At 63.2% G+C, this 26,374-nt stretch carries 27 protein-coding genes; 18 read left to right on the plus strand and 9 right to left on the minus strand.

The genetic code is table 11. The annotated features are described in order from the left end of the window. Positions 1–117 precede the first annotated feature (117 nt). The gene (gene speA / locus ABDK11_RS01655; RefSeq protein WP_346838584.1) at positions 118–2,040 is read right to left on the minus strand and encodes a biosynthetic arginine decarboxylase; all 1,923 of its coding nucleotides are present in this window, start codon (positions 2,038–2,040) and stop codon (positions 118–120) included. A 280-nt stretch (positions 2,041–2,320) separates the two neighbouring features. Then, on the minus strand, positions 2,321–3,079 hold the full coding sequence (locus ABDK11_RS01660) for a DUF6515 family protein (protein ID WP_346838585.1): 759 nt from the start codon (positions 3,077–3,079) through the stop codon (positions 2,321–2,323). A 284-nt stretch (positions 3,080–3,363) separates the two neighbouring features. Here ABDK11_RS01660 and panC point away from each other — a divergent pair, with 284 nt between their 5' ends. The 4 genes from panC (at position 3,364) to ABDK11_RS01680 (ending at position 7,574) form a co-directional block, all read left to right on the plus strand. Then, a complete protein-coding gene (gene panC, locus ABDK11_RS01665) occupies positions 3,364–4,212 on the plus strand; it encodes a pantoate--beta-alanine ligase (RefSeq protein ID WP_346838586.1) in 849 nt (282 codons plus the stop codon). A 21-nt stretch (positions 4,213–4,233) separates the two neighbouring features. Further along, on the plus strand, positions 4,234–4,620 hold the full coding sequence (gene panD, locus ABDK11_RS01670; RefSeq protein ID WP_346838587.1) for an aspartate 1-decarboxylase: 387 nt from the start codon (positions 4,234–4,236) through the stop codon (positions 4,618–4,620). Between the two features lie 120 nt (positions 4,621–4,740). Then, the gene (locus tag ABDK11_RS01675) at positions 4,741–6,612 is read left to right on the plus strand and encodes a GNAT family N-acetyltransferase (RefSeq protein WP_346838588.1); all 1,872 of its coding nucleotides are present in this window, start codon (positions 4,741–4,743) and stop codon (positions 6,610–6,612) included. 38 nt (positions 6,613–6,650) lie between these two features. Further along, positions 6,651–7,574: a histone deacetylase family protein gene (locus ABDK11_RS01680; RefSeq protein WP_346838589.1), complete on the plus strand. Its 924-nt coding sequence runs from the start codon at positions 6,651–6,653 to the stop codon at positions 7,572–7,574. Positions 7,575–7,864: 290 nt separating this feature from the next. Here the strand turns inward: ABDK11_RS01680 and ABDK11_RS01685 are convergent, their stop codons facing one another. Further along, positions 7,865–8,218, minus strand: a complete 354-nt coding sequence (locus ABDK11_RS01685; protein WP_346838590.1) for a cupin domain-containing protein — start codon at positions 8,216–8,218, stop codon at positions 7,865–7,867. A gap of 240 nt (positions 8,219–8,458) precedes the next feature. Here ABDK11_RS01685 and acs point away from each other — a divergent pair, with 240 nt between their 5' ends. The 13 genes from acs to ABDK11_RS01750 all read left to right on the plus strand — a co-directional run bounded on the left by acs (position 8,459) and on the right by ABDK11_RS01750 (position 19,760). Continuing rightward, positions 8,459–10,396 (plus strand): acetate--CoA ligase, encoded by a 1,938-nt coding sequence (gene acs / locus ABDK11_RS01690; protein WP_346838591.1) that lies wholly within the window; start codon positions 8,459–8,461, stop codon positions 10,394–10,396. A 188-nt stretch (positions 10,397–10,584) separates the two neighbouring features. Next, positions 10,585–11,169 (plus strand): transglutaminase family protein, encoded by a 585-nt coding sequence (locus ABDK11_RS01695; protein WP_346838592.1) that lies wholly within the window; start codon positions 10,585–10,587, stop codon positions 11,167–11,169. A 36-nt stretch (positions 11,170–11,205) separates the two neighbouring features. Next, positions 11,206–12,144 (plus strand): redoxin domain-containing protein, encoded by a 939-nt coding sequence (locus tag ABDK11_RS01700; RefSeq protein ID WP_346838593.1) that lies wholly within the window; start codon positions 11,206–11,208, stop codon positions 12,142–12,144. Positions 12,145–12,269: 125 nt separating this feature from the next. After that, the gene (locus ABDK11_RS01705; RefSeq protein WP_346838594.1) at positions 12,270–12,782 is read left to right on the plus strand and encodes a hypothetical protein; all 513 of its coding nucleotides are present in this window, start codon (positions 12,270–12,272) and stop codon (positions 12,780–12,782) included. 48 nt (positions 12,783–12,830) lie between these two features. Continuing rightward, positions 12,831–13,247, plus strand: coding sequence for a hypothetical protein (locus ABDK11_RS01710; protein ID WP_346838595.1), 417 nt, complete (start codon positions 12,831–12,833; stop codon positions 13,245–13,247). Further along, positions 13,244–13,846 carry a GNAT family N-acetyltransferase gene (locus tag ABDK11_RS01715; RefSeq protein WP_346838596.1) on the plus strand — a complete coding sequence of 201 codons (603 nt, stop codon included), beginning with the start codon at positions 13,244–13,246 and terminating at the stop codon, positions 13,844–13,846. The genes ABDK11_RS01710 and ABDK11_RS01715 overlap by 4 nt, the downstream gene beginning before the upstream one ends. A 9-nt stretch (positions 13,847–13,855) precedes the next feature. Next, entirely contained in the window at positions 13,856–14,362 is a 507-nt protein-coding gene (locus ABDK11_RS01720) for a DNA-deoxyinosine glycosylase (RefSeq protein ID WP_346838597.1), read from the plus strand. Between the two features lie 45 nt (positions 14,363–14,407). Next, the gene (locus ABDK11_RS01725) at positions 14,408–15,733 is read left to right on the plus strand and encodes an APC family permease (protein WP_346838598.1); all 1,326 of its coding nucleotides are present in this window, start codon (positions 14,408–14,410) and stop codon (positions 15,731–15,733) included. Positions 15,734–15,888: 155 nt separating this feature from the next. Next, entirely contained in the window at positions 15,889–16,266 is a 378-nt protein-coding gene (locus tag ABDK11_RS01730) for a VOC family protein (protein WP_346838599.1), read from the plus strand. Positions 16,267–16,322: 56 nt separating this feature from the next. Continuing rightward, positions 16,323–16,706: a DUF6632 domain-containing protein gene (locus tag ABDK11_RS01735; protein WP_346838600.1), complete on the plus strand. Its 384-nt coding sequence runs from the start codon at positions 16,323–16,325 to the stop codon at positions 16,704–16,706. Positions 16,707–17,019: 313 nt separating this feature from the next. Further along, the gene (locus tag ABDK11_RS01740) at positions 17,020–18,006 is read left to right on the plus strand and encodes a serine/threonine protein kinase (protein ID WP_346838601.1); all 987 of its coding nucleotides are present in this window, start codon (positions 17,020–17,022) and stop codon (positions 18,004–18,006) included. A 55-nt stretch (positions 18,007–18,061) separates the two neighbouring features. Next, the gene (gene cysE / locus ABDK11_RS01745; RefSeq protein ID WP_346838602.1) at positions 18,062–18,886 is read left to right on the plus strand and encodes a serine O-acetyltransferase; all 825 of its coding nucleotides are present in this window, start codon (positions 18,062–18,064) and stop codon (positions 18,884–18,886) included. A gap of 73 nt (positions 18,887–18,959) precedes the next feature. Then, complete coding sequence (locus ABDK11_RS01750) at positions 18,960–19,760, plus strand: GNAT family N-acetyltransferase (protein ID WP_346838603.1); 801 nt, start codon at positions 18,960–18,962, stop codon at positions 19,758–19,760. A 76-nt stretch (positions 19,761–19,836) separates the two neighbouring features. Here the strand turns inward: ABDK11_RS01750 and epmA are convergent, their stop codons facing one another. The 5 genes from epmA to ABDK11_RS01775 form a co-directional block, all read right to left on the minus strand. Further along, positions 19,837–20,790 (minus strand): EF-P lysine aminoacylase EpmA, encoded by a 954-nt coding sequence (epmA, locus tag ABDK11_RS01755; protein WP_346838604.1) that lies wholly within the window; start codon positions 20,788–20,790, stop codon positions 19,837–19,839. 107 nt (positions 20,791–20,897) lie between these two features. After that, positions 20,898–21,470: an elongation factor P gene (efp, locus tag ABDK11_RS01760; RefSeq protein WP_346838605.1), complete on the minus strand. Its 573-nt coding sequence runs from the start codon at positions 21,468–21,470 to the stop codon at positions 20,898–20,900. Positions 21,471–21,548: 78 nt separating this feature from the next. Next, entirely contained in the window at positions 21,549–22,160 is a 612-nt protein-coding gene (locus ABDK11_RS01765; RefSeq protein ID WP_346838606.1) for a hypothetical protein, read from the minus strand. A gap of 98 nt (positions 22,161–22,258) precedes the next feature. Next, complete coding sequence (locus tag ABDK11_RS01770; protein ID WP_346838607.1) at positions 22,259–23,053, minus strand: aldolase; 795 nt, start codon at positions 23,051–23,053, stop codon at positions 22,259–22,261. 46 nt (positions 23,054–23,099) lie between these two features. Then, positions 23,100–23,828, minus strand: coding sequence for an iron-containing redox enzyme family protein (locus tag ABDK11_RS01775; protein WP_346838608.1), 729 nt, complete (start codon positions 23,826–23,828; stop codon positions 23,100–23,102). 228 nt (positions 23,829–24,056) lie between these two features. Between ABDK11_RS01775 and ABDK11_RS01780 the strand changes: the two genes are divergently transcribed. Then, complete coding sequence (locus ABDK11_RS01780; RefSeq protein WP_346838609.1) at positions 24,057–24,755, plus strand: autoinducer binding domain-containing protein; 699 nt, start codon at positions 24,057–24,059, stop codon at positions 24,753–24,755. Positions 24,756–24,793: 38 nt separating this feature from the next. Here ABDK11_RS01780 and ABDK11_RS01785 read toward each other — a convergent pair whose 3' ends face one another. Beyond that, on the minus strand, positions 24,794–26,335 hold the full coding sequence (locus ABDK11_RS01785) for an AMP-binding protein (RefSeq protein WP_346838610.1): 1,542 nt from the start codon (positions 26,333–26,335) through the stop codon (positions 24,794–24,796). Positions 26,336–26,374 lie beyond the last annotated feature (39 nt).

A 26,374-nucleotide genomic window follows, 5' to 3' on the forward strand; every position in this document is an offset into this window, starting at 1 on the left:
CCACAAGGCTGATTCGGATCAGGGGCAGCGACGCCCGCGCATGGCGCTTCGGTATTCCCTGTCAATCCGTCGCTATATTTCCAGGGCGCTGGCGACTATTTCCCAAATCGCCTGTGGCTACTTCTCGAAATAGGTATATCCGCTCATGCTCGCCGTATACGTGTGCAGTATCTGCTTGCGCTGTTGCGCGGTGATTCGGCCTTCCTTCACGGCGCGCTCGGCCAGTTTGCGGAAGCGCTCGAACAGTTCCTGCGGTCGGTACTCCACGTAGCTGAGTACGTCGGCGATGCTGTCGCCATGAATTTCGCGACTGTAGTCAAAGCTGCCGTCGTCGTGGATGCGCACACTGATCACATTGGTGTCGCCGAACAGGTTGTGCAGGTCGCCCAGCGTCTCCTGGTAGGCACCGACCAGGAAGGTTCCGAGAATATAGTCCTCACCCTGTTTCAGGTCGTGCAGCGGCAGGGTTTTCTGCTCTTCCTGGCGGCCGATAAAGCGGTCTATCTTGCCGTCGCAGTCGCAGGTGATATCGGCGATGATCGCCGACCGCGTCGGTGCCTCGCCAAGGCGGTGTATCGGCACCAGCGGAAACACCTGGTCGATCGCCCACATATCCGGCACCGACTGGAACACGCTGACGTTGGCGTAGTAGATGTCCGACAGCACCTCCGGCAAGGCCTGCAGGTCCACGGGTACCTCTTCGGCTTCATTGAGCAGGGCGCGAATTTTCTGTGCGCCCTCGAGGAACAGGTTTTCCGCGTTGGCGCGCTCGCGCAGGCTCACCTGGCCGTGCAGGTACAGGGAGCGTACTTCATCGCGGTAGTAGAGCGCGTCGTTGTAGCTCTCCTGCAGGTTTTTCGCGCTGACGCTGCCGACCGCCTCCTGCAGGTTGCGCAGCATCGGGTGATCGTCGTCGCTGATGCGGGTATGTTGCAGTTCTACCGGCTCGTAGCGCGTGGTGTCGAGGATATCGAACAGCAGCACCGAGGAGTAGGCCACAGTGGCGCGACCGGACTCGGTAATGATGACCGGGTGCGCGACCGCCTCGCTGTCGAGCGTGTCCATGATCGCTTCGACGACGTCCACGCAGTACTCCTCGAGGGAGTAGTTCTTCGAGTGGGTATAGTTGGTCTTGGAGCCGTCGTAGTCCACCGCCAGGCCGCCGCCCAGGTCCAGATAACCCATGGCGGCGCCTTCCTCCACCAGGTCGGCGTAGTAGCGGCAGGCCTCCAGCACACCGGTGCGGATATCGCGAATGTTCGGTACCTGGGAACCCAGGTGGTAGTGCAGCAGCTTCAGACAGTCGAGCATCTCGTGGCGACGCAGCTGGTCGACCATGGCGATCAGGTCATTGCTGCCGAGGCCGAAAATGCTGCGATCACCACTGGTGGCATTCCAGTAGCCGCCCACCTTGGAGGCGAGCTTGACGCGCACGCCGATATTGGGGCGCACCTTTTCCCGTTCCGCGCACTTGATGATGGTTTCCACTTCCGACGGGGTTTCCACCACAAAAAAGATCTGCACCCCGAGGCGCTGCGCCTGCAGGCCGAGGTTGATGAATTCCTCGTCCTTGTATCCGTTGCAGACGATCAGTGATTCGGTGTTGTCCAGTATCGACAGCGCGGCGATCAGTTCTGCCTTGCTGCCGGCCTCCAAGCCGTGGTTGAAACGGCGCCCGGCACTGGCGATCTCTTCGATCACCTGGCACTGCTGATTGACCTTGATCGGGAAGACGCCGCGGAACACGTTCTGGTAGCCGCAGGAGGCAATGGCGCTGGCAAACGACTCGTTGATGCGCGCGATCTGTGCGTCCAGCAGGTTCTCGATACGCAGTAACAGCGGCATACCGAGGCCGCGCTCGGTAGCGCCCTCGGCAATATCCATCAGCGAGACACTGCGGCTTTCACCGGCACTATTTTCGATACGCACGGTAATTTCACCGGCGTCGTTACAGTCGAAATAGCCGGCACCCCAGTTGCGGATTCCATAGAGTTCGGCCGAGTCTTCGCAAGTCCAGTTTTGTACTTGTTGCTGTTTCATGGCGCCTGTTTTGATTGCCTGTTGCGGTGGTGAGTGGCGGGGCGCGAATCTTGGGGCGAGAGGGCCCGGAAAGCAATAACTATAGATAAGAAAAGTACGCTTTTTTAGCAGTAAAAATCAAATTTTAATTCGGTTTTGGCGCGCTGCTTTTCCTGTGTGCTGAATTGAATTTTTATTCGATTTTTTCTCGCGGCTGGTGTTGGAAATGATTGCGGGAGAATTAAAAAAGCGGCCCGTGGGCCGCTGAAGTTGGGGTGGCAGAAAGGAGAGCCGGTGCTGTTCAGAGGCTGGGGTTGGCGACGATACGGTAGCCGCGGCGGTCGCCGTCCCACAGGTAGTAGGTGTCATAGGCCACGTAATAGTTGCGGCCTCCAAACACGACGCTGACAGCGGTGCCGGGCAGGCTCGCGACTACGGCACCGATCGGCGCGCGGGCGACGACATAGCCGGTTTCAAACGGGCGGTAGAAGATGCCGTCGCTGTAGAAGAAACCCAGGCCACCGAAAGTGATCCGCGCGAAGTGACGCGGCAGGCGGTTCCAGCGGTAGCCGTAATGATAGTGCGCCGGACGCCAGTGGTGGCGATGCGCCGGCCGGTAGGCCGGGCGGTATGCAGGCCAGTGGTGCGGCCGGTAGTGGTGGCGGTCCTTGCCGCGGTAGCCGTAATCCCGGTGGCCATAGTCGCGCTGGCCGTAGTCGCGATGGCGATAGTCGCGACGAGTGTAGCCCCGCTCGCCCTTGTCGTGGCGGCTGTTGTCGTAATCGCCACGGCCGCGGTGTTGCCCGCGGTCGCGCTGGCCGCCACGGTGTTGCTGTTGGTTGTGATTGCCGCCACGGTGTTGCTGTTGGTTGTGATCGGAGCGGTGCTGGCGGCTGATCGTCTTGCCATCGCGGCGGGCCGGACCGACGGCGTGGGTGCTGCCGGTGGTACCGCGGTGATGGCCATGGCCATGGCCGCGATCTTCGCCGCGATCGGCAAGGGCCGGGCCGGACAGCGCCAGCAGGCCGGCGGTGGCTATGGCGGTAATGACTTTCATCATGGCTCTCTCTCCCGTGCCGTCTGGCGGCACCTGTTCTCTGAACTTGGGGGCCAGTTTGCCGGCGGTCGACTGAATCTTTCCTGAATACCGCAATTTTTTCTGGGCGCAGCCAGGCGGCGGGGCCCGAAAAACCGAATGATGGTTCTGGTTTTTGGGAGATGCCGACATTTTTCCGTCAATACTGCTTTCTATTGCCGGAGATGCGCGATTTTATACTGGTGGCGGCGATTGTCGCTGTCGGGCGCAGGGAGTATGATGCGCGCGAACTAGTACAGGTGAATGCGATGCAACTATTCCATCATATCGCCGGTCTGCGCGCCGCGCTGGAGGAGGCCCGCCGCGCCGGCAAGACAATCGGTTTTGTCCCCACCATGGGCAACCTGCACGACGCCCATATCGAACTGGTCAAGCGTGCCCAGCAGCACTGTGACCTGGTGGTGGTATCCATCTTTGTCAATCGCCTGCAGTTCGGTCTCAACGAGGACTGGGACAAGTACCCGCGCACGATGGAGCAGGATATGGCGCGGCTGCGTGCGGTGAACTGCGACTTCCTGTTCCACCCGGACGAGAGCGAGATCTACCCCAACGGCATGGATCTGCAGACACGCGTGGTCTGCCCGGCCATGACCGATGTGCTGTGCGGCGCCAGCCGCCCCGGCCACTTCGAGGGGGTCACCACGGTGGTGTCGAAGCTGTTCAATATCGTGCAGCCGCACAAGGCGGTGTTCGGTATCAAGGACTTCCAGCAACTGGCGGTGATCCGCCGCATGGTGGAGGACCTGTGCATGCCGGTGGAAATTGTCGCCGCACCGGTACACCGCGAGGCCGACGGTCTGGCGATGAGTTCGCGCAACAGCTTCATTACCGCGCAGGAGCGTCCCCGGGTGGCGGTGCTGAACCAGTCGCTGAACTGGGTCAAGGCCGAGATCGAGGGCGGTCGCCGGGATTTCGCCGAACTGGCAGCGACGGCGCGGCAGCGCATCGAGGAATCCGGTTTCCGCGTCGACTACTTCGCCATCTGTAACAGCAAGGACCTGCAGCCGGCCGCCGCCGACGATACCGCGATCACCGTGCTCGGTGCCATGTACACCGAAGCCGCGCGGCTGATCGACAATGAATCCCTCGAACTGTGAAGTATTGTTGAGGAACGCCCCATGCAAATCGAACTGTTGAAAGGCAAGCTGCACATGGCCGCCGTGACCCAGGCCGAGCTCTGGTACGACGGCTCCTGCGCCATTGACGAAGACCTGGTGGAACTGGCCGGGCTGCGCGAATTCGAGAAAATCGATATCTACAACGTGACCAATGGCGAGCGCTTCCACACCTATGTGATTCTGGCCGAGCGCGGCTCGGGGATCATCTCCATGAACGGCGCCGCCGCGCGTCGGGTGCAGGTGGGCGACCGTATCATCATCGCCGCCTTCGCGCAGATGAGCGAGCAGGAAGCCGATACCTTCAAGCCCAAGCTGGTGTACCTGGACGAACACAACCGCGTCGAGCGCAGCACCAATACCATTGCGGTGCAGCTGGCCGAGGCCTGATCTCCCCGCTCCTGCGGGAGTGGCCCCGGGCTGCTCCCGCAATGCCGCCGCCGATTTTGCACCCGCCGATACCGCTGGCTACTATGTGCTGACACCCGCAACCAGTCAGGGAAGGGCACCATGCTCACCTGCCCCAGAACCGGCGCCGCGATCGAGTGGAGCCAACTGATCAAAAGCGGCAACCGCCTGTTTATCGGCTCCAACGCCGCCGTTCCCAATGCGCTGATGGCCGACCTGATCGCCAACAGCCGCGGTCTGCACGATATCGAGGTCACCCATATCCAGACGCTGGGGGACAACGTCTGGGCGGAGCGCCGCTACAGCGAGCTGTTCAAGGTCAACGCGCTGTTTATCGGCGGCGCCAATGTGCGCGAGGCCATCGCCGAGGGCCGCGCCGACTACACCCCCTGTTTCCTGTCGGAAATACCGCAGCTGTTTCGCGAACACGTATTGCCGCTCGACGTGGCGCTGGTCATGGTCGGGCCACCGGATGAATTCGGCTACTGTTCCCTCGGGGTCAGCGTCGATGTGGTGTCCGCTGCAGTGCGCGCCGCGCGCGTCGTCGTTGCGCAGATCAATCCGCATATGCCGCGCACCTGCGGCCACAGCTTTATTCACCGCGACCAGATCCAGGCGTGGATGGAGTGTGCCGAGGAACTGCCGGAGCGGCCGCTGCCGGAGCTGGATCCGGTCACCGAACAGGTGGGCCAGTATGTCTCACTGCTGGTGGAGAACGGCGCAACCCTGCAGCTGGGTGTCGGCCGCATCTCCGCCGCGGTGTTGCGCTACCTGGGCAATCACCGCGACCTGGGGGTGCACAGTGAGACTATCTCCGACGGCATCATGGACCTGATGAAAAGCGGGGTGATCAACAACCGCAAGAAAACCTTTCACCGCGGCAAGGTGGTGACCAGTTTCTGCATCGGCACCCGCGCGCTGTACGACTTTGTCGACGGCAATCCGCATATCGAGTTCTACCCGGCAGAGCACGTCAATTCGCCCACGCGTATCGCCCGCAACGACAAGATGGTGTCGATCAACGGCGCCATCGAGGTGGACCTGACCGGCCAGGTGGTATCTGACTCGATCGGCCGCAGGTTTTACAGCGGTATCGGCGGCCAGGTGGATTTTATCCGCGGCGCGGCGCTGAGCCGCGGCGGCCGCCCGGTGATCGCGCTACCTGCCACCACCCGCGATGGCAAGCGTTCGCGCATAGTGCCGACCCTGGCCCCCGGCGGCGGCGTGGTGACCTCGCGCGGCCATGTGCACTATGTAGTGACCGAGTACGGGATCGCCGCACTGCACGGCAAAAGTATTCGCGAGCGCGCGCTGGAACTGATCCGCATCGCCCACCCGCAGTTTCGCCGGGAACTGCTGAATGAAGTGCGCAAGTTCTACTGGGTGCCGGAATACCAGGAACAGGCGCCGACATCGGTACCGGAGCTGGGGCCGGTGGAGGAGAGGCACTATACGTTTGACGGTATCCGCTACACGCTGCGCCCGCTGCGCCCCGCCGACGAACGCCGGCTGCAGGAGTTCTTCTACACCCACAATAAAGAAACCCTGCTGATGCGCTACAACCACCACGTAACGCAGATGTCGCGGGAGAAATCCTGCAGCCTGGTCAGCGTCGACCAGCAGCGCGACCTGGCGCTGTGCTTCACCGACCGCGACAAGGGCGCCGAGGTGATCCAGGGGGTGGGGCGCTACTACTACAACGAGGCCGACAATAGTTGTGAGGTCGCCTTCGTGATCAAGGAGAGCCGCCGCGGCCGCGGTATCGCCACGGCATTGCTGCAGGAGTTGGAAACCATCGCGCGCCGCCGCGGTATCGAGCGAATGTTTGCCTGCGTGCGCCGCGACAACCACCCGATGCTGGCGGTATTCGAGCATCGCGGCTTCCAGATCGCACCCGGTGCCGATATGGACGAGGTCTACCTGACCCTGGATCTATCCAGGCCAGATAATGGCGGCGGGCCGTCGCCGGCCTGACGGGTTACACTGACGCGAATAACAAACGGGAAATCCGCATGTCCATCGGTTTTATTTCCAGCCCCGCCTGCGCCGGCCACAATATGGGCGACGAGCACCCGGAGAGTCCGGCGCGCCTCAGCGCGATTCACGATCAGCTGCTGAGCAGCGGTCTCGATTTCGTGCTGCGCCACTTTGACGCCCCCGCGGCGTCCCGCGCGCAACTGGAACTGGTGCACGACGCGGACTATGTCGAGTCGATCTTCGCGCGCGCGCCGCAGCAGGGCATCGAGCGGCTGGACGAGGATACCTGCATGAATCCCGGCTCCCTCGACGCCGCGCTGCACGCCGCCGGTGCGGCGGTGTCGGCGGTGGACCGGGTCATGGCCGGCGAGGTGCCGGCGGCGTTCTGCGCCGTGCGCCCCCCGGGTCACCACGCCGAGCACGATAAAGCCATGGGCTTCTGCCTGTTCAACAATATCGCCATCGCCGCCGCCCACGCCCGTAAACACTACGGCCTGGAGCGGATCGCAATCGTCGATTTCGATGTGCACCACGGCAACGGCACCGAGGATTTCGTCAAGGGGCGCGACGGCTACCTGCTCTGTTCGAGTTTCCAGTCGCCGTTCTACCCGTTCACCGGCACCGGCGACCTGCCCGACAACATCATCAATTCGCCATTGGATGCGGGTGCCGGCGGCGCCGAGCTGAAGCGGGTGGTGGAGGAGCGCTGGCTGCCGGCGCTGGAGCAGTTCCGCCCGCAGCTGCTGTGCATTTCCGCCGGCTTTGATGGCCACGTCGAAGACGCCATGGCGCAGCTGCGTTTCACCGAGGACGACTACCGCTGGATTACCGATGTGATGCATGAGCTGGCCGGACGCCACGCGGATGGCCGCATCGTGTCGTGTCTGGAGGGGGGCTATGCGCTCAGCGCGCTCGGGCGCAGCGTGGTGGCGCACCTGAAGGGGTTGATTGGCAGCTGACCGTGTCTCGCTGGCGAGGGCTCGTTGGTTGTCGGTGAGCCACTTGCAGAGGCTTTGCTCGCGGAGCTGGGCGGCCATTCACCAGGGCGGGTATTTCGAAATGGGCCAGGCGCCCCCCCTTAAATACATCCCTGTAAGCTCCGGCGGCGACTTTCCGGCCGTTCCTCGCATTCACGGCGCCTTCGGCCCTGTCGCCGACGGTTCGAAATACCCGCCCTGGTGCTTCGCCTTCGATTCGGGCTGCTGGACTTCGTTGCCACTTTGGAGAGTCTGTCCGGCTGACGAATATATTATTCTTCGTAAATCGCGTAAAACTTCTTCACGCTGCCGAGCGTCTCCCAGCTGCCCTCGAAGCCGGCCGGAATACAGAAGGCGTCGCCGGTGGTCACGCGCTCGCGGTGGCCGTCCGCATCGGTGATGATCGCCTCGCCATCGATGATGTAGCAGAACTCGTCCTCGCTGTAAGACAGCGTCCATTTGCCCGCGTCCGACGACCAGACCCCGCAGAAGAAATTCTCCTTCGCATTGGTGAAGAAGTGCTCGGTCAGCTGCTGTGGCCGGCCCGCCAGCAGTTTTTCCTCCGCTACCGGGCCGCGCTCGATTTCGCCGCGCCCGGCGACCATCCGCAACAATTTTGTTGCCATCTTGAACCTCCTAAAAATGTGATCACTTTTGTTGTGGGACCATTGTGCCCGCTCAGACCGAAATTGGCATCTGATTCTGTTGCGACGCTGGGAAATCGGTAGGACAGCGGGTTAATATGAAATGATAGTCAGGTTGACAGCGTTGTCATTCTGGCGACGTCGATGTTATAACAGAATTTATGGCTCTATCGTGGCGCCTCCCCGGGCGCCTGCCAGATAATTCTAATAAGGGAGAAAACGATGTCAGAAGTGCACACCCGTCCCGTGCCCGCCGAATTCGCCGCGAAGGCGCATATCAGTGCGGATGACTACCAGAAGCTGTACCGCCAGTCGGTCGAAGATCCACAGGCGTTCTGGTCCCAGCAGGCCAACGACTTCCTGCAGTGGGAAAAGCCGTTCACCTCTGTGGTTGAGGAAGACCTGAAAAAAGGCCATGCGGCCTGGTTTGCCGACGGCCAGCTGAATGTCACCGTCAACTGTATCGACCGCCATCTGCCGGCGCGCGCCGAGCAGACCGCAATCATCTGGGAGGGCGACGATCCCTCCGACAGCAAGCACATTACCTACGCGGAACTGCACGAGCAGGTCTGTCGCCTGGCCAACCTGCTGAAGGCGCGCGGCGTCAACAAGGGCGACCGCGTGTGCATCTACATGCCGATGATCCCCGAAGCCGCTTACGCGATGCTCGCCTGCGCGCGCATCGGCGCCGTGCACTCGGTGGTCTTCGGCGGCTTCTCCCCCGATGCCCTGAAAGACCGCATCCTCGATTCCGACTGCCGGCTGGTGATCACCGCCGACGAGGGCGTGCGCGGCGGGCGCAAAGTGCCACTCAAGGCCAATGTCGACCAGGCGCTGGCCAACTGCCCGAACGTGCATACCGCCATCGTGGTCAAGCGCACCGGTGCCAATGTGGACTGGCACAGCAAGCGCGATATCTGGTATGCGGACTCCATTGCCGAACAGAGTGCGGACTGCGCAGCCGAGGCGATGAATGCCGAAGATCCGCTGTTTATCCTCTATACCTCCGGCTCCACCGGCAAACCGAAAGGCGTGTTGCACACCACTGCAGGCTACCTGCTGATGGCGACGATGACCTTCAAGTACACCTTCGACTACAAAGAGGGCGAGGTTTTCTGGTGCACTGCCGATGTGGGCTGGATCACTGGCCACAGTTATATCGTCTACGGCCCGCTGGCCGCCGGTGCCATCACCCTGATGTTCGAGGGTGTGCCCACTTATCCGGATGCGTCGCGCTGCTGGCAGGTGGTCGACAAGCACAAGGTCAACACCTTCTACACCGCGCCGACCGCAATCCGCGCCTTGATGGGGGCCGGCGATGACTATGTCACCAGCACCGACCGCAGCTCGCTGAAACTGCTCGGCACCGTCGGCGAGCCGATCAACCCGGAAGCCTGGGAGTGGTATTACGAAGTGGTGGGCGAAGAGCGCTGCCCGATCGTCGACACCTGGTGGCAGACCGAGACCGGTGCGCATATGATCACGCCGCTGCCGGGCGCCACCGCGATGAAACCGGGCTCCGCCAGCCAGCCGTTCTTCGGCGTGCAGCCGGCACTGCTGGATGAGAAGGGCCAGGAGATCGACGGCGAAGGCGAGGGCGCGCTGGTGATGAAGGCCAGCTGGCCGAGCATGATCCGCAGCGTCTACGGCGATCACCAGCGCATGATCGATACCTATTTCTCCACCTTCCCCGGCTACTACTTCACCGGTGACGGCGCCCGCCGCGATGGCGACGGCTACTACTGGATTACCGGCCGCATCGACGACGTACTGAACGTGTCCGGCCACCGCCTCGGCACCGCGGAAATCGAGAGCGCCATCGTGCTGCATGAAAATGCCGCCGAGGCCGCGGTGGTGGGCTATCCACACGATATCAAGGGGCAGGGCATCTATGCCTACGTAACGCTGAAAGACGGCTGTGAACCGTCGGAGGCATTGCGCAAGGAACTGATCGACCTGTGTGTGAAAGAGATCGGCCCCATTGCCAAGCCGGACATCATCCAGTGGGCGCCGGGCCTGCCGAAAACCCGCTCCGGCAAGATCATGCGCCGCATCCTGCGCAAGATCGCCTGCAACGAGCTGGACAGTCTCGGCGATACTTCGACGCTGGCGGATCCGTCGGTGGTTGAAGAGCTGATCGATCACCGCGCCAACCAGTGATTTAGCACCCTGTGATGCAGCGCGTTGCCCCGCCTCAGGGCGGGGCAACGCGCTGTTGCCTGTGCAGGGAAGCACAATCCCGCCTGCCCAATAGACGTCCCCTTCCCAGCGCGCATAGCGCCCCTTTTCAGTGCAGAACTTTCCGGCTCCGTGTAAAATCATTCGCGGTTCTCATGGAGTAGAGTTCTATGCAGCAGTACCTGCAAGCCTGCGCGATCATCGACTGGCGCGATGACGCGATTGTTTCCACCGCACAGCGACTGGCTGCCGGTAGCGCCGATAGGGAAACGACTGCGCGCCGCTGTTTCGAATTTGTCCGCGACGAAATACCACACAGCTGGGATCTTCAACGAAACCCGGTGACCTGCCGCGCTTCCGATGTACTGCGCCATAAAACCGGATTCTGCTACGCCAAGAGCCACCTGCTTGCCGCGCTGCTGCGCGCCAACACAATCCCGGCCGGGCTCTGCTACCAGCGCCTGTTGCTGGATTCCGAACAACACCGCTACTGCCTGCATGGCCTCAATGCCGTCCACCTGCCGGAACATGGCTGGGTGCGTATCGATGCGCGGGGCAACAGCGGCAGTATTTCCGCACAGTTTGTGCCGCCGCAGGAAAAGCTGGCCTTCCCGGTGCGCGGTGCAGGCGAGGCGGATCTGCCCAACATCTATACCGAGCCTCTGCCGGTGGTGGTCGAGGCTCTGCAGCGTGCAGGAGATATTTATCAGCTGGCCGGGCAGTTGCCCGACCTGCAGCCCGCTACTTGCGGATAAGGATTTTTATTTAAAAATGTTTACGGAGAAACCTGGATGAAACCTTTAAGCGCCGCTCTGGCTCACATGTTTTTACTCGCGGCTCTGCTGATGCCGACACTTGCATCCGCCGCCAATATTCCCGATGCACTGCAGCAGATCCCGTTCCCGCTGATCTCCGGTGATTCGGTAAAACTGGCGGATTACCGCGGCGACAAGCCGGTCTACGTCAAGTTCTGGGCCAGCTGGTGCAAGCCGTGCATGAAACAGATGGCGCATTTCGAGAAGGTGCAGCAGGAGTACGGCGATACGATCCAGGTGATCAGTGTCAACCTGGGCATCAATGACGACCTGGAGTCGGTACGCGCGACCATAAAAAAATTCGGCCTGACGATGCCTACGGCCATCGACAGGAATGGCCGCCTGGCAGAGGCGTTTCATTTTATCGGCACGCCGTACCATCTGCTGTTCGACCGCAATCTGAACCTGGTGCATGTCGGGCACAAGGCCAGCGCGGAACTGGACAACAAGATTGCGCTGCTGTCGCGTACCGAGCCGGTGGATCAACTGGACAGCGCGGTGCTCGACGATGGCGCAGCCGATCTGCAGCTGTCGCTGGATGACGGCAAGGTGCACGGACTGCTGTTTACCGCCAGCTGGTGCGACTGGTATCTGCAGGACACCCGCCCGCAGGTGTCGCGCGCCTGTGCCCGCGCACCGCGGGAACTGGCGCGCCTGCGCAACAACTATCCACAGGTGCAATGGCGCACGGTACTGTCGCGGCTGTGGACAACGGACAAAGACCTGCAGGCCTACCGCAAAAAATATGCGGTCAGCGGTGCACTGGATATCGATGCCAGCAACCGGCTGTTTTTGCACTACGGTGTGCGCAATTACCCCACCCTGGTATTGATCCGCGATGGCAAGGAGTTGTACCGCACCAGTGATCTGGCAGACGTCGAGATCCCTGCGCGGCTGGCACAACAGTCACTCTGATCCCGGCCGTCGCGGTCGGGCGCTTCGCCGAATTTGTCGCCGGACAGAATTTCGGCGAAGATGGGGGCCGGTTCGCGGGCGCCCGCCCGCGGCCATCCAGCAGAACAACAATAACGGAGCACTTCATGCACATCTTCAAATGGCTCGCCGCCGCGGCCGTGGCGCTCAGCGCCGCCTGTAGCTATGCCGAGCAGGCTACCCCACAGAAAGACATTACCCCGAAGGAGGAGGTCGCTGCGGTGGTGGAAAGTTTCCGCCAGGCGATAATCGACAAGGACGAGAAAACCTTCGTCAATCTGTTCTTCGATCAGAGCGTTAACTGGATGAGTGTCAATGGCGCCAGGCGCAGCGGTTCACTGCCGAGCCAGTCGGGCATCAATATTGGCAGTTATCGCGGACTGATCGGCTGGCTGGTATCCACCGATGTGAAGGCCGAGGAGAAATTCAGGGATGTGCATATCATGACCGATGGCGAAATTGCCTCGGTGCATTTCAAGTACAGCTTCTATGAGGGTGACTACAAGCACAACTGGGGGGATGAGTCCTGGCAGCTGATGAAAACTGCCGACGGCTGGAAGATCGTATCGGTGATCTATTCCATCGTGGACAATCCACAGCCGAACGAGAAGGAAAGCTGAGCGGTAAGACCGCTGCACAAATAACTCGCAGATGGAGACCCGCAGGCGTTGAACGAACTTCAGTATCTGTGTGAGCACTACCGCTTCAACGCCGAACAGCGCTTGAAGGGCTTCAATTTCTTTGTCGTGCTGACGATGTTCGCCGAGGGCGGCATCTTCACCGCGGTGGAGCAGGACTTCAATCCGCTGATCCTGGCCCTGCTGGGTGGCTTTGTCGTAATACTGTCGGCGGTATTCTGGCTGGTGGATGCGCGCAGCCGCCAGCTGTTGAGCCTGGCGGTGCCGGGCCTGAAGCGGCTGGAGGGGGGGCTGCCGGAGCACTGCCGCGTGTTTGTCCGCGACAGTGCCCAGCGCGGCTTCTTCGCCCGCTATACATTTGCGTTTCGCACGCTGCTGATCGCGCAGTTTATCTTCGGTACCGGTGTCGCCTGCTACGGCCTTTACAGTTGGTTTTTTATTCCATGAGTCACGATGAACTGGGCACCCGGCTGCCCACACTGGACGGCGATGGCCTGCAGTTGCGCTGGCTGACTGAGGCCGACCTGCCGGCTTTGATGTCAATCTTTTCCAATCCGGAAGTCATGCGCTTTATGGCGCGGGAGCCGTTAACGTCACCGGCGGCAGCGGAGGAGTTCCTGCTGTCGATTCAGCAGGGCTTCCTGTCCGGCAACCTGTATCAGTGGGGAATCGAGCGCGCCGGCGTCATCATTGGCACCTGTACGCTGGCGGGCATCGATCGCGGTAACCGCCACGCCGAGATCGGCTTTGCGCTCGGGCGCGAATACTGGGGGCAGGGGCTGATACTGCGCGCGCTGCCGGCGGTGATCGAGTTTGCTTTCACCCGCCTGCAGCTGCACCGCATCGGCGCCGATGCCGATCCGCGCAACGCGGCCTCGATCCGGGTGCTGGAAAAACTCGGCTTCCAGCGCGAGGGATTGTTGCGCGAATGCTATTTCCATATGGGCGAGATCCAGGATGCGGCACTGTTGGGGCTGCTGCAGCGGGACTGGGTGCAGTCTCCTTATGCGTCTGTCGCATCCGCCACTTCCGGTAGCGCCAAATAGCGCCGTTAAATGACCACTGTGCACAGCTTTGCGCCCATTGCTGCCACCGACGCGACGCGCCTGGTGCTGGGCTCGATGCCCGGTATTGCCTCGCTGCGCGCACAGCAGTATTACGCCCATCCGCGCAATGCGTTCTGGCCGATTATTGCCGCGCTGTTCGACCTGCCCGCCGGCCTCGACTACCGCCAGCGCTGTGCACACTTGCGTGCGCAGCGGGTTGCGTTGTGGGATGTATTGCACACCTGTACCCGCAGCGGCAGCCTCGACAGCGCAATTGCAGCGGACTCGATTGTGCCCAACGATTTTGCCGGCTTTTTCGCCCGCCACAGGGCGATCGAGCGAGTCTATTTCAATGGCGCCAAGGCCGAGCAGCTGTACCGGCGCCACGTGCAGCCGACCCTGCCGGCGCGCTGGGCGGCACTGCCCCTCAGTCGACTGCCATCCACCAGCCCCGCCCACGCCGGCATGCCCTTTGCCGAAAAACTGGCACAATGGCACGGCATTGCGCGGGCGTGACAGGTGACGTCAGGTTGTCATAAAAAACCAGGAGACCGATAGCGAATGTCCTCCGAAGTGCTCTCTGATAGCGGTAATCGCGCCAATGACGCGCCACTGGGACTACTGGAACTGGTCGCCATTGCCGTTGGCGGCATGGTCGGTGGCGGTATCTTTGCAATCCTCGGGGTGTCCGCCGCAATGATCGGCGCCTATACCCCGGTGGCGATTGCGCTGGGCGGTGCGATCGCCGCGCTGGCGGCTTACTCCTATATCAAGCTGGGGGTCTACTACCGCGATGAGGGGGCGATGTTCTCCTTTTATCGGCGCACCTTTCCCGACAAACCTTTCGCCGCGGCGCTGATCGGCTGGTGGGTGAGTTTCGGTTATATCAGCACGCTCGCGCTGTACGCCTATACGTTTGCTTCGTATGCCATCAGTGGCTTTCCGTTCGCCGACAGTGAGTGGATACGCAAGTCAATCGCCTGTGCGGTGGTGCTGTTGTTTACGCTGCTCAATCTGTGGAGTGTCAGGGGGATGGGCAAGGTCGAGGATGTACTGGTGTATGCCAAGCTGGTGATCCTGGCGGTGATCGCCGCGCTGCTCTTCAACCATCAGACCTTCACTCTGCCGCAACTGCTCCACGAGAACATCTCGCCCGGTCTCTGGTCAGTCGTCATTGTCGCGTCGCTGACTTTTGTGGCCTATGAGGGATTTCAGCTGGTTTTGAATGCGGTCAATGAAATGGAGCGGCCGCAGCGCAACATTCCGCTGTCGATTTACCTGGCTATCGGGCTGGTGATCGCGATCTATGTTGTCATCGCGCTGGGTGCGATGCTGGCGGTGCCCTTCCAGGATTTGATTCGCAACCGGGAGTACGCACTGGCCTCGGCGGCCGCGGAAATGGTCGGTGATTGGGGCACGCTGCTGGTCGTTGTCGGGGCCGTGTTCGCCACCAGCAGCGCGATCAGTGGCACCATCTTTGGCGCGTCGCGGCAGATGGCGGTCATTGCTGAGCAGGGCTATTTCCCGGCGCCGTTGGCGCACCGCCGCCAGCATATTCCGGTGCTCGCGATCTGGGTCATGTTTACCTGTGCCTGCGCGCTGATACTCGCGGGCTCCCTGCAGGTGATCCTGGAATTTGGCAGTGTTACTTTCCTGCTGGTATCCCTGCTGATGGCCTATGCGAATTTCCGCATCCGCGCCCGGACCCGATCCTCGGCGCCGCTGACGTTACTGGCGCTCACGGTCCTGTTCGCAGGCACCGCGTCGGTCTTCTATTACGAAGCGACGCGCCAGGTCGAGCAGATGTACTTCATCGCCGGCCTGTACCTGTTGCTGGCACTGGGCGCATGGGCGTATGCGCGCACGCCCACCCCTCGCGATCACTGAGTGCGGCGTCAACCGAATCCCGGTGTGCGGCGCTGGCACGCCAATGGGCCGGCTCGGCATAGGGGCTTCCCCAGCCTGCTAGAATCGGAGTAAGTGCTGTCGAAGTCGCGCTCGGCTGCCGCGATTGCACATCGAAATTCTCCGGGGAACTGTTCATGCTCGACCATATCGGGCTGCACGTACACAGCTACGAACGCAGCAAGGCGTTTTACCGCCAGGCGCTGGCGCCACTCGGTTATGAATTGATCCTCGAATTTGCCGACTGGGCCGGTTTCGGCTGGGCCGGCAAAGCGGATTTCTGGATCACCGGCGGCAAGAGTACCGCCCCGGGCATACACGTAGCCTTTCGCGCGGACGATCGCGATATCGTCGATGCCTTCTACAAGGCGGCACTCGAGGCCGGCGGCAAGGATAACGGCGCACCGGGCGAGCGCCCGGAATATCACGAGCACTACTACGGCGCCTATGTGATCGATCCGGATGGGCACAATATCGAAGTGGTGTGTCACACGCCGCAGGACCTATACGAATAGTATCGTTCGCGGGTTTCCGCGCTGGCGCGGGCCGCAGTAAAAAAGGGAGTCGCAAGATGCAGGCTGCAACCAGGGCTCGCTGGCTGAAGATCGCGCTGGTGGTGGTCGGGCTGATCTTTATCTTCGGGATCTACCCGATGATGATGTGGATATGGCCATCCGGTTGGGGCTGGACACCGCGCCAGCCGGAGTACGAACAGATGATCGTCGGCGTCTATGCGGTGCTTGGCATCTTCCTGATCCGCGCCGCCCGCGATCCCGCTGCCAATGCCAGCCTGATCTGGTTCACCATCTGGTCGAGCCTGGTGCACGGCGGCATCATGCTGATCCAGGCGCTCGTCGATGCGAGCGAACGCGCCAACCTGCTCGGCGATATCCCCGCACTGTTGCTGGTCGGCGCGCTGCTCTGGTACCTGATGCCGAAGCGGTCCCGCGCCTGAGCCGTTCCGGAAAGCTATCGCGGCGATAAAAAATTCCGACTTCCCGCCGCCGGTTGTGCCGCCTATCCTGGCGCAGCGTCACCGGTTTGCGCGCCCGCAGACCGGACCGATCGGGAGGTATTGATATGCGACTCGCCCTGGTTTCCCTGCTTCTGCACTCGCTGGATCGGCGCGCTGAGCGGCCCACAGACGGTGCCGCGGCGGCGCCTGCCGCCGAGAACTGACTGCCCGGCCGGCGAATGCGACCGCGGGATTTGTCCCGCCGGCCTGCCACGCGCTAGCATAGCGGCCCGTAACGCAGCCGGTATCCGCAATGCTCCACAGTCACCACCCCTACGAAGCCCTCACCCCGGACGTGGTCATCGATTGTGTCGAGAGCGTCGGCCTGTTGTCGGATGCGCGTATCTTCCCGCTGAACAGCTACGAGAACCGCGTCTACCAGGTCGGTATCGAAGATGCCGAGCCGCTGATCGCCAAGTTCTATCGCCCCGGCCGCTGGAGCGACGCGCAGATCCTCGAAGAGCACGCCTTCACGCTGGAGCTGGCCGCGGCGGAGATTCCGGTGGTGGCGCCGCTCGAGTTCGACGGCCGCACGCTGATGGAGTCCGCCGGTTTCCGCTTTGCGCTCTTCCCGCGCCGCGGCGGCCGCCAGGTGGAGCTGGATAACTTCGAACACCTGGAGCAGGTGGGCACCATGCTCGGCCGCATCCACGCGATCGGCGCCGCGCGGCCGTTTGCGCACCGCCCGGCGCTGACCCTGCAGCACTTTGCCCGCGACAGCCGCGAGTTCATCCTGGCCGGCGACTTCCTGCCGCGGGAAAACCGCGAGGCCTATGCCACCGTCACCGCACACATCATCGACACCATCGCACCGCTGTTCGAGCGCGAGTGGCAGACCCTGCGCCTGCACGGCGACTGCCACAGCGGCAACTTCCTGTGGCGCGATGACACGCCCTGGTTTGTCGATCTGGATGACTGCCTGACCGGGCCGGCGATCCAGGATATCTGGATGCTGCTGTCCGGCTCGCGCGCCGAGCAGACCGCCTACCTGGACGCGGTGATCGAGGGCTACGAGACGTTCGCCCGCTTCGACCCGCAGCAGCTGCAGCTGGTGGAACCGCTGCGCTGCCTGCGCCAGATGCACCACGCCGCCTGGCTGGCCCGGCGCTGGCAGGACCCGGCGTTTCCGCTGGCGTTTCCGTGGTTCAATACGCCGCGTTACTGGGCCGAGCATATACTGGCACTGCGCGAACAGCAGTCGGCATTGCTGGAACCGCCGCTGACGCTCGGTGCGCTGTAACAGATTGATACAGGGCAGCGGCGTGAATGGAAGTGGGAGAAACAAGGAGCAATTGATGCAACTGGCAGCCAAATCCGAATCCGGCAGCGACACCCTGTGGGGCGAGATTCGCGCCGGTGTGGCCCAGCAGGTGGAGCGGGAGCCGATACTGGCCAGCTTCCTGCACGCCACCATCCTCAATCACGCCACCCTGGAGTCGGCGTTGAGTTTCCATCTGGCTAACAAGCTCGACAGCCCGGTGGCCCAGGCTCTGTTGATCCGCGAGGTGATCGACGAGGCGCTGGCCGCAGACAGTGGTATCGGTCGCGCCGCGCGCGCCGACCTGAGCGCGGTCGACCAGCGCGACTCCGCGTGCAGCGCGCTCTACGAACCCTTCCTGTTCTTCAAGGGCTTCCACGCCCTGCAGGCCTACCGCGTGGCCCACTGGCTGTGGGGGCAGCAGCGGCGCTCGCTGGCGCTGTTCCTGCAGCACCGCATTTCGGTGGTGTTCGGTGTCGATATCCATCCGGCGGCCACCCTCGGTGAGGGCATTCTGCTCGACCACGCCACCGGTATCGTGATCGGCGAGACTGCGGTGGTGGAGGACAATGTGTCGATCATGCAGTCGGTGACTCTCGGTGGTACCGGCAAGGAGTGCGGCGACCGCCACCCGAAGGTGCGCCATGGCGTGCTGATCGGCGCCGGCAGCAAGGTGCTCGGCAACATCGAGATCGGCGCGTGCGCCCAGGTGGCGTCCGGCAGTGTCGTTTTGAAAGCGGTGCCACCGCGCTCACTGGTGGCCGGCGTGCCGGCGCGGGTGATCGGTGAGGCCACCTGTGCGGAGCCGGCGCTATCCATGGATCAGTGCGCCCTGTCGCAGGTGGACCGCCAACTGCCGTGAATCTGCCCGCGCGGCGCCGAATGTGCCGCGCGGTTTGCCGTCGCCGGGCGCAACGGGGGCTATCCTTACAGTCATGAAATACAGTCTCAGTGCCAAAAATCTCGTCTGCCGCAATCTGGAGTCGCGCGCCAGCTACTGTGCCAGCCTGCTGAATCCGGATCACACCAAGGAAATCACCGGTGTGCTGCGCAGCGATAGCGGCCTGCTGTCCTACACCTTCAACCAGGCCGTGACCAATGCGGTGATGCCCGAGCGCATCCTGCAGCGCTTCGTGGTGGATTATTTTGCCGAGCGCCACAGCCCGTTCACGCTGTGGCACACCGCCAACAAGGCGTTTGACGACAGCAGCCTGGCGGAGCTGGGGCTGAAGCGGGGTCCGTCGCTGGTGGCGATGGCGGTGGAGGTCCAGCGTCTGGCAGCAGACGAGAGTCTGCCGGAAGCACTGCGCGACAAACTGACCATTGCCCAGGTCCGGGTCGATGACCTGGACGACTATGCCGAATTGCAGGTGTCGCTGTTCAACGGCTCGCGTGAGGGGCCGCAGGTCCGCAAGTTCTACCAGCGGCTGAAGGAGCTGCCGGATCAAAAGCGCAGCCGTCTGAAATTCTACCTCGCGCGCCTGGATGGCGAGGCGGTGGCCGGCGGCTGCCTGTTCGCCTCTGCCGACGCGCTGGGTTTCTACGACCAGGTCACCGCCGAGGCGCACCGCGGCCAGGGGATCGGCCGCGCGCTGTTCCACCACCTGGTGGCGCAGGCGCTGCACAGCCATCACAAGTACGCGGTGGTGCTGGTACCGGAGAACCGCCAGCAACTATTACTGGATATCGGTTTTTTTGCCGTCGGCGAGGTGGCCAGCTACCGCTTCGAGCCGTGAGTGGCAATGGCGGGTAGATAAACCGGGGTGCCGGCGAGGTTCTGCCCCCGGTCGCAGCGGCGCCAGGTGCAAATAATCAGGCGCGTTCGATCGGAAACGCGATCACCTCTTCGATACGGGCATAGCCGCCCGCCAGCATCAGGACTCGATCCACGCCCAGGGCCACCCCGGCGCAGTCCGGCATACCCGCGGCCAGCGCGTCGACCAGACGCTCCTCGAGCGGGTAGCGCGGCAAACCGCGCTGCTCGCGGTAGCGGTGGTCCGCCTCGAAGCGGCGCCGCTGCTCGGCGGCGTCGGTCAGTTCCCAGTAGCCATTGGCCAGTTCCATACCGCCGGCATAGGCCTCGAAGCGCCGCGCCACCGGTGTCCCCGCGTCGTCGGCGGCCACCCGCGCCAGCGCTGCCTGGCTGGCGGGGAAGTCGTACAGCAGGGTAATGCCGCTGCCCATACGCGCCTCCAGGTGGTGGCTCATCAGCAGGTCGAGGCACTCGTCGCGGTCCGCAGGCTCGAACGCCAGCTCGATCTCCCGCGCCGCGCAGGCGCGCAGTTCTTCCTCCGGGGCCCTGTGCGGATCCAGGCCGAGTTCGCGCAGGAACAGCTCGCGGTAACTCAGCGACTGGATCTGCTCGATGCCGAGCAGCTGGCCGAGCAGCTCGCCCACCTCGCCCATCAGGTGGCGGTCGTCCCAGCCGCAGCGGTACCACTCCAGCATCGTGAACTCGGGATTGTGGCGACCGCCGGCTTCGCCCTGGCGGAACGCCTTGGCCAGGCTGTAGCAGTCACCGAGGCCGGCGGCGAGCAGGCGTTTGAGGGCGAATTCGGGACTGGTGGCGAGATAGGCCGTGGCGCCGTTGCAGTGGGCGCTGATCGAGTCGATATGCGGATCGCTGGTGGCGCGGCGGGAGAGGGCGGGTACATCCACTTCGAGTACGTCGCGCGCGGCGAAGAAGCGGCGGATATCGGCCAGCAGCGCACCGCGCCGGCGCAGGGCGTCGACGGAGGCGGTGGGTCGCCAGGTGGTGTCGCTCATATTCTCGGGCTCCAGACACAGCTGCGGCCCGCGGCCGCGATCAACGGTGGGGGAATCCACCGCGATCGCGGGCGCGGGCCGCAACGACAAACAGGCTTGAGGTCGGCTCAGTCTTCCTTGGCGCGCCCCAGGTACTCACTGGTGCGGGTATCGACCTTGATGGTCTCGCCGATCTCCAGGAACAGCGGTACCTTGACCACCGCGCCGGTGGACAGGGTGGCCGGCTTGGTGCCGCCCTGGGCGGTGTCGCCGCGCAGGCCCGGGTCGGTGTCGGTGATTTCCAGGATCACGTGGTTGGGCGGAGTCACCGCCAGCGGCGAACCGTTGTACAGGGTTACCACGCAGACATCCTGTTCCTTCAGCCATTTGGCCGCGTCGCCGACGGCGTCGGCGGAAGCCTGGTGCTGTTCGAAGGTGTCGGGCTCCATAAAATGGAAGAACTCGCCGTCGTTGTACAGGTACTCCATTTCGCGGTCCATGACGTCGGCGGCTTCCAGGCTCTCGCCGGAGCGGAAGGTGCGCTCCCACACACGGCCGGTCTTCAGGTTGCGCAGCTTGACGCGGCTGAACGCCTGGCCCTTGCCGGGTTTGACGAATTCGTTTTCCACGATGGAGCAGGGGTCGCCATCCAGCATGACCTTGAGGCCGCCCTTGAATTCGTTGGTGGAGTAACTAGCCATAAAAAACAAAACTCTGGTGGTCGCCGTAGATGGAGCCGGATTATACAGGAGCCGCGCGGCGAGAACGAATCGCGGCGCTCAGCAGCCGCTGAAGCAGTAGGCGGCGGGGATCCGCACCGGGTAAAAGGCGCCGCTGAAGGTGGCGACGATGGTCACCCCGAGCAGCAGGCCCAGGCTCATCACGCCGAGCGCCGCCCGGTCCCGCAGGGGTGGCGGCAGCCGCTCGCGCAGCAGCCAGCGCAGGCCACAGGCGACGTGCGTGAAGTAGGCGGTCACCGCCAGCGCATAGTAGGGCGCGAAGAACAGCGGGAACTTGCCCAGGTGCAGGCCGGCGGCGGCGAAGTAAAAGTTGGTGTCGAGCCCCGGGACCGTGCGCCCATACAGGACCGCGCCGACATGAAACAGCAGGAAGAAGGCCAGGTAGCCGCCGGAGATCGCCTGGGCCCGGTCGAAGAAGCCGTGGCGCTGGCCCCAGCGGCGCGCGATGAAGGTAATGCCCGAGCCCACCTGGAACAGCGCACAGCCCAGCAGCAGCGGCTCGACCAGTGCCGCGCGGTAAATCTGCCGGTAGCTTTTCATAAACGCGATATGGGCCTGCACACCCTCCAGGGCAATCAGGTGATTGGTGAGATGGCCGAGGATATACAAGCTGATCAGCAGCGCTGAAATACGGTGCAGTCTGTGTAGCATGGAGGGGACTCCGTTACATCAATAACATCCGGGCCGGCGGTTGCGCAGTCCTTTTTCAACAGCGGTGCGGCGCGGCCCGGCGGGCCAGCGCCGCCGCGTCAACTCAGTGGGCTTTCGCCATTGTCACCGGCAGCGCGCAGGGCGCGCCGGGCAAAATAGGCAAAGGTGGCCTGTACCCGCTTTTCCTGCAGAATCCAGTCGTGGGCCTCGTGCGCCAGGGTGGGGTCGATATCGCGGATACTGCCGGCGGATTCCGCCAGTAGCTGCAGCCTGGCTGCGCGCTCGCACTGCACGGCGACGAAACAGGCCTCCTCCACCGAGGCGCAGGCCACTACCAGGCCGTGGTGGGCCAGCAGCGCCGCACGCCGGTCACCCAGCACCGCGGAGATGACTTCCCCCTCGCGGTTGCCCACCGGCACTCCCGGCCACTCCTCGAGCAGGGCCACATCATCGTGCAGCAGACAGGTGTCCATATGCGCAATCTTTAGCGGCCGCGCGAGCATCGACAGGGCGGCGACGTGCATTGGATGGGTGTGCACGATGCACTGTACGTCCGGCCGCGCGCGGTAGATCCACGAGTGAAAGCGATTGGCCGGGTTGGGCATACCCTGCCCGGACACCGGCTCCAGATCCTCGTCGACCACCAGCAGGTTGGACGCGCTGATCTCGTCAAAGCCGAGCCCGAGGCGCTGGGTGTAATAGGTTCCCGGGGCCTGGGCGCGGGCGGTAATCTGCCCGGCGAGGCCCGAATCGTGCCCCTCGTTGAACAGGATGCGGCAGGTGAGCGCAACCTTTTCACGCAGGGACCAGTCGGGAATTTCCAGGTGCTGCTGCATCTGCACGCGCGCGCGCTGCACCAGCGTCTCCTTGTCCATCGTCAGTGTGTCAGCCATGGCTGTTTGCTCCGGGAGTTTCAATGTGCGCGGTGGGCGGCGCCGCTCACGCCGGGATCGCCTCTCTGTCGGTCGTCCCCGCGCCGGTGCGCTGTTGCGTTTCGCGGTAGTGTTTTTCGATCGAATCGAAAAAGTGCAGGCGCGCTTCAACCAGGTCGCGACCGGCGCCGAGCATGATGTCGATCTGCGCCGGATCGTCGTCGACGATATCGACCATGATGTCGCGAATGGTTTCGGCATGGCCGTCATCGCATTCAATATGCAGCAGGAAGAATTCAATCGCGTCATCGCTGGCGCCGCGGGCGCGGAAGCCGCAGGCAATATCGGTATAGAGCGCCGGCACCAGCGCCTCGGCGCCCAGGCACAGGGCACCGAGGCCGGCACTCGGTGACAGGTCGCGGCAGTGGTGGAACATGCGTGCAATCAGCGCGCGGGTGCCCGGCAGCATCTCGGCAGCGGCCGGATCGACGTTGAAGCGCTGCAACATGTCGCGGTAGATCAGGTGATGGGGCTGCGGGCTGCCGGGTTCCAGTCCCAGTTCCTCAAACAGGTTTTCCGCCAGCGCCAGCACCGCGGTGTTGTCTGGCAGGTTGGCCATCATCGCGCACAGGTAGCGGGTGAAGTAAGCGCTGTAAAAGCCCTGCTGGGCGAGGAAGATTTTTAGCTCCCCGAGTGAAATATCGCCGCTGCGACAACGCTGTAAAAAAGGATGCGCGCGGGTGCGTTTGATCAGGGCGTTTTTACTGCCCTCAAGCAGTTCAAGGTGCATGTCCATCCGGAGATTTCTCCTTTCATTTCCAGTAAGTGTGTGCGGTTGAATGAAGCCGGTGTGCCAACAACCGGTCTCTGTTCCCGGTTGCGCGCGGCGCTTTTTCTTCTCCCCTATTTGTCATCAAAGTGCGCTACCATTCCGGTCTATCGAGGTTTGGTGGTAAAAAATTCGAATTAATTCGGTTTAAGGGGAGGAAGCGTCTTGAGCCCGCAAATGGATGTGGTTCGGGCATTGCCTGACCTGTTGGCTGCACAGACCATCGAGCAGGTCAAAGAGCGCATCAAGCAATCTGTAAACGCCATCGGGTTTGATTTTTTTCTGATTGGTATGGAGGGCACCGCGGCGTCGGGGGAAGCGCGCTACCGGGTGCAGACCAATTACCCGCGTTCGTGCGTGGAACGCTACAACCGCCAGGGCTGGTTGAGCCTCGACCCGGTGGTGGGGCACTGCCGCCAGTCGCCGGTACCGCTGATCTGGCACCGGGCACACTTTCCCGGCCGCGCCAGCCAGCTCTACGAGGAATCCGTCGCCCACGGTATTGCCACCGGAGTCGCCACGGCGCTGCGCGGCGCCGCGCACAATCGCGCGATGATGATTACCGTCGCCAATGGAGCGGGTTTCGACGAGCGGCTGGGGTCGTGGCTGACAGAGACCATGCCGACCATCCAGTTGATGGCGTCCTACGCCTACGAGGCAATCTGCCGTATCGAGGACGCGGCCATCTCCACCGAGATCGGGTTGACGCGGCGCGAGAGCGAGTGCCTGCACTGGGCCGCGGCGGGCAAGACCTCGTGGGAGATCTCGCGCATCCTCAGTTGCGCGGAGGCCACGGTGAATTTCCACTTTCGCAATGTCATCCATAAACTGGGTGTCTCCAATCGGCGCCAGGCGGTGGCCCGCGCCCTGTCCCTGGGGTTGATCCGGCCCTGATTGTTGTCCGGCCGTTAGCCTGTTGCGCCGACCTTTCCCTAACTGGCCAGCATCGCGCCGGCCTTGGCCACCGGGCCGTCCACCATGCTGCGCAGTTCCTGGCGTTTCAGCTTGCCACTGGGGGTGGTGGCGATGTCCTCGACCAGCTCGATGCGATCGGGCCGCAGCGCGCGCGGGTGCAGTTCGTTGCGGATACGTTTCATCAGGTCGTCGATCAGCGCGGTGGCCGAATAGCCCCCGGTTTCCGCGACCACATAAGCGCGCAGCCGGGTCAGTCCCTCCGGGGTTTCAATCGCCAGTGCCGCCGCCTTTTCCACGCGTTTGTCAGCCAGTAAAAACTCTTCCAGTTCCTGCGGGCTGACCCAGTGCCCCGCCACCTTGATGCGTTCGCTGTCGCGGGAGATAAAGTGCAGCCCTTCCTCGTCGCGCACGAACAGGTCATTGGTGTCGAAGCGGGTCGGCAGCGGCTCGCGCAGGCAGTCGGTATCCGGCTGCAGGTAGCCGAGCATCAGGCAGCCCCCGGACAGGCTGAGGGAAAACGGGCCGTCGCTGTCGCGGGCCATTTCGGTGTAGTGGAATCCCTCGACCTGCTGCAACGCTCGCGGGCCGTCGGCAGTTTCCGAGAGGTAGGGCGCGAAGGTTTCGGTGGTTCCGATCGAGTTCAGCATGCGCGCTCCGCTCCACGCCTCCCAGCGGCGCCGGATCACCGGCGGCAGGCGCTCGCCGGCGGACAGCGACAGGCGCAGCTTGTCGAGGCGGTAGTCGCGCGGTGCGCGCGTGAGCAGCAGGTGGTAGAGGGTCGGCACCGCGAGAAACACGCTGACCGCTTCGGTTTCAATGACATCGAGAAAATCCGCGTGCCGCTGCCACCGCGGCAGCATGATGGCGGTGGCGCCCTGGCTCAGGGGCACGTGCAGTCCCTGCAGGCCGAAGGAAAAATACGGCCCGGTGCTCGCCAGCACGCGGTCGTCCGCGCGGATACCCCACAGCGGCCGGGTCACGGTGCGCTCGAACTCCCAGAAGGCGCGATGGCTGTGCACACACAGCTTGGGACGGCCGGTGGAGCCGGAGGTCGCCAGCACCAGCGCCGGGCGCAGATCCAGGCTCGCCGCCAGCGCGCTCGCCTCCGCGGGTTCCGCACTGGCGCTGGCGCCAGTCACCAGCTCGGTTATCGCCGTCATCGGCTCGGCGCCCTCGACCTGGTCGATGTCGGTGCAGTTATCGGCGAGCACCAGCTCCGGGTCGAAATCCTCCCACAGGGCCTCGTAGTGCTCGCGCGGCAGGGCCGGGTGCACCATAAAGGGCAGGTGACCGGCGCGCATGGCGCCGAGCCAGTAGACGGTGTTTTCCAGGGTCGCGCCGCCGACCAGAGCGACATGCCGCTGGTAGCGGCTCCCGGCCAGGTGCACGTGCAGCTCCTGCGCGGCGGCCAGGGTGGCGCGCTGCAGTTCGCGGTAGGTCAGGCTGCGGCGGCCGGCGGGGCTGCACTCCACCAGCGCGGGGTGGTCCCCGCGGCCGGCGCGGACATGGCGGTCGATCAGCAGGTCGACGTTGCTGGAGCTGGCATCGATATGGATCACGGCAAATTCTCTCTTGTTCGATTGGGTTCGACTGCCCGC

Origin of the sequence: Microbulbifer sp. SAOS-129_SWC, from assembly GCF_039696035.1 — a bacterium.
In the GTDB taxonomy this organism is placed as follows: domain Bacteria; phylum Pseudomonadota; class Gammaproteobacteria; order Pseudomonadales; family Cellvibrionaceae; genus Microbulbifer.

Coding starts and splice junctions, on each gene's coding strand:
- speA (WP_346838584.1), bottom strand. CDS start 2,040: ATGAAACAGCAACAAGTACAAAACTGGACTTGCGAAGACTCGGCCGAA.
- ABDK11_RS01660 (WP_346838585.1), bottom strand. CDS start 3,079: ATGATGAAAGTCATTACCGCCATAGCCACCGCCGGCCTGCTGGCGCTG.
- panC (WP_346838586.1), top strand. CDS start 3,364: ATGCAACTATTCCATCATATCGCCGGTCTGCGCGCCGCGCTGGAGGAG.
- panD (WP_346838587.1), top strand. CDS start 4,234: ATGCAAATCGAACTGTTGAAAGGCAAGCTGCACATGGCCGCCGTGACC.
- ABDK11_RS01675 (WP_346838588.1), top strand. CDS start 4,741: ATGCTCACCTGCCCCAGAACCGGCGCCGCGATCGAGTGGAGCCAACTG.
- ABDK11_RS01680 (WP_346838589.1), top strand. CDS start 6,651: ATGTCCATCGGTTTTATTTCCAGCCCCGCCTGCGCCGGCCACAATATG.
- ABDK11_RS01685 (WP_346838590.1), bottom strand. CDS start 8,218: ATGGCAACAAAATTGTTGCGGATGGTCGCCGGGCGCGGCGAAATCGAG.
- acs (WP_346838591.1), top strand. CDS start 8,459: ATGTCAGAAGTGCACACCCGTCCCGTGCCCGCCGAATTCGCCGCGAAG.
- ABDK11_RS01695 (WP_346838592.1), top strand. CDS start 10,585: ATGCAGCAGTACCTGCAAGCCTGCGCGATCATCGACTGGCGCGATGAC.
- ABDK11_RS01700 (WP_346838593.1), top strand. CDS start 11,206: ATGAAACCTTTAAGCGCCGCTCTGGCTCACATGTTTTTACTCGCGGCT.
- ABDK11_RS01705 (WP_346838594.1), top strand. CDS start 12,270: ATGCACATCTTCAAATGGCTCGCCGCCGCGGCCGTGGCGCTCAGCGCC.
- ABDK11_RS01715 (WP_346838596.1), top strand. CDS start 13,244: ATGAGTCACGATGAACTGGGCACCCGGCTGCCCACACTGGACGGCGAT.
- ABDK11_RS01720 (WP_346838597.1), top strand. CDS start 13,856: ATGACCACTGTGCACAGCTTTGCGCCCATTGCTGCCACCGACGCGACG.
- ABDK11_RS01725 (WP_346838598.1), top strand. CDS start 14,408: ATGTCCTCCGAAGTGCTCTCTGATAGCGGTAATCGCGCCAATGACGCG.
- ABDK11_RS01730 (WP_346838599.1), top strand. CDS start 15,889: ATGCTCGACCATATCGGGCTGCACGTACACAGCTACGAACGCAGCAAG.
- ABDK11_RS01735 (WP_346838600.1), top strand. CDS start 16,323: ATGCAGGCTGCAACCAGGGCTCGCTGGCTGAAGATCGCGCTGGTGGTG.
- ABDK11_RS01740 (WP_346838601.1), top strand. CDS start 17,020: ATGCTCCACAGTCACCACCCCTACGAAGCCCTCACCCCGGACGTGGTC.
- cysE (WP_346838602.1), top strand. CDS start 18,062: ATGCAACTGGCAGCCAAATCCGAATCCGGCAGCGACACCCTGTGGGGC.
- ABDK11_RS01750 (WP_346838603.1), top strand. CDS start 18,960: ATGAAATACAGTCTCAGTGCCAAAAATCTCGTCTGCCGCAATCTGGAG.
- epmA (WP_346838604.1), bottom strand. CDS start 20,790: ATGAGCGACACCACCTGGCGACCCACCGCCTCCGTCGACGCCCTGCGC.
- efp (WP_346838605.1), bottom strand. CDS start 21,470: ATGGCTAGTTACTCCACCAACGAATTCAAGGGCGGCCTCAAGGTCATG.
- ABDK11_RS01765 (WP_346838606.1), bottom strand. CDS start 22,160: ATGCTACACAGACTGCACCGTATTTCAGCGCTGCTGATCAGCTTGTAT.
- ABDK11_RS01770 (WP_346838607.1), bottom strand. CDS start 23,053: ATGGCTGACACACTGACGATGGACAAGGAGACGCTGGTGCAGCGCGCG.
- ABDK11_RS01775 (WP_346838608.1), bottom strand. CDS start 23,828: ATGGACATGCACCTTGAACTGCTTGAGGGCAGTAAAAACGCCCTGATC.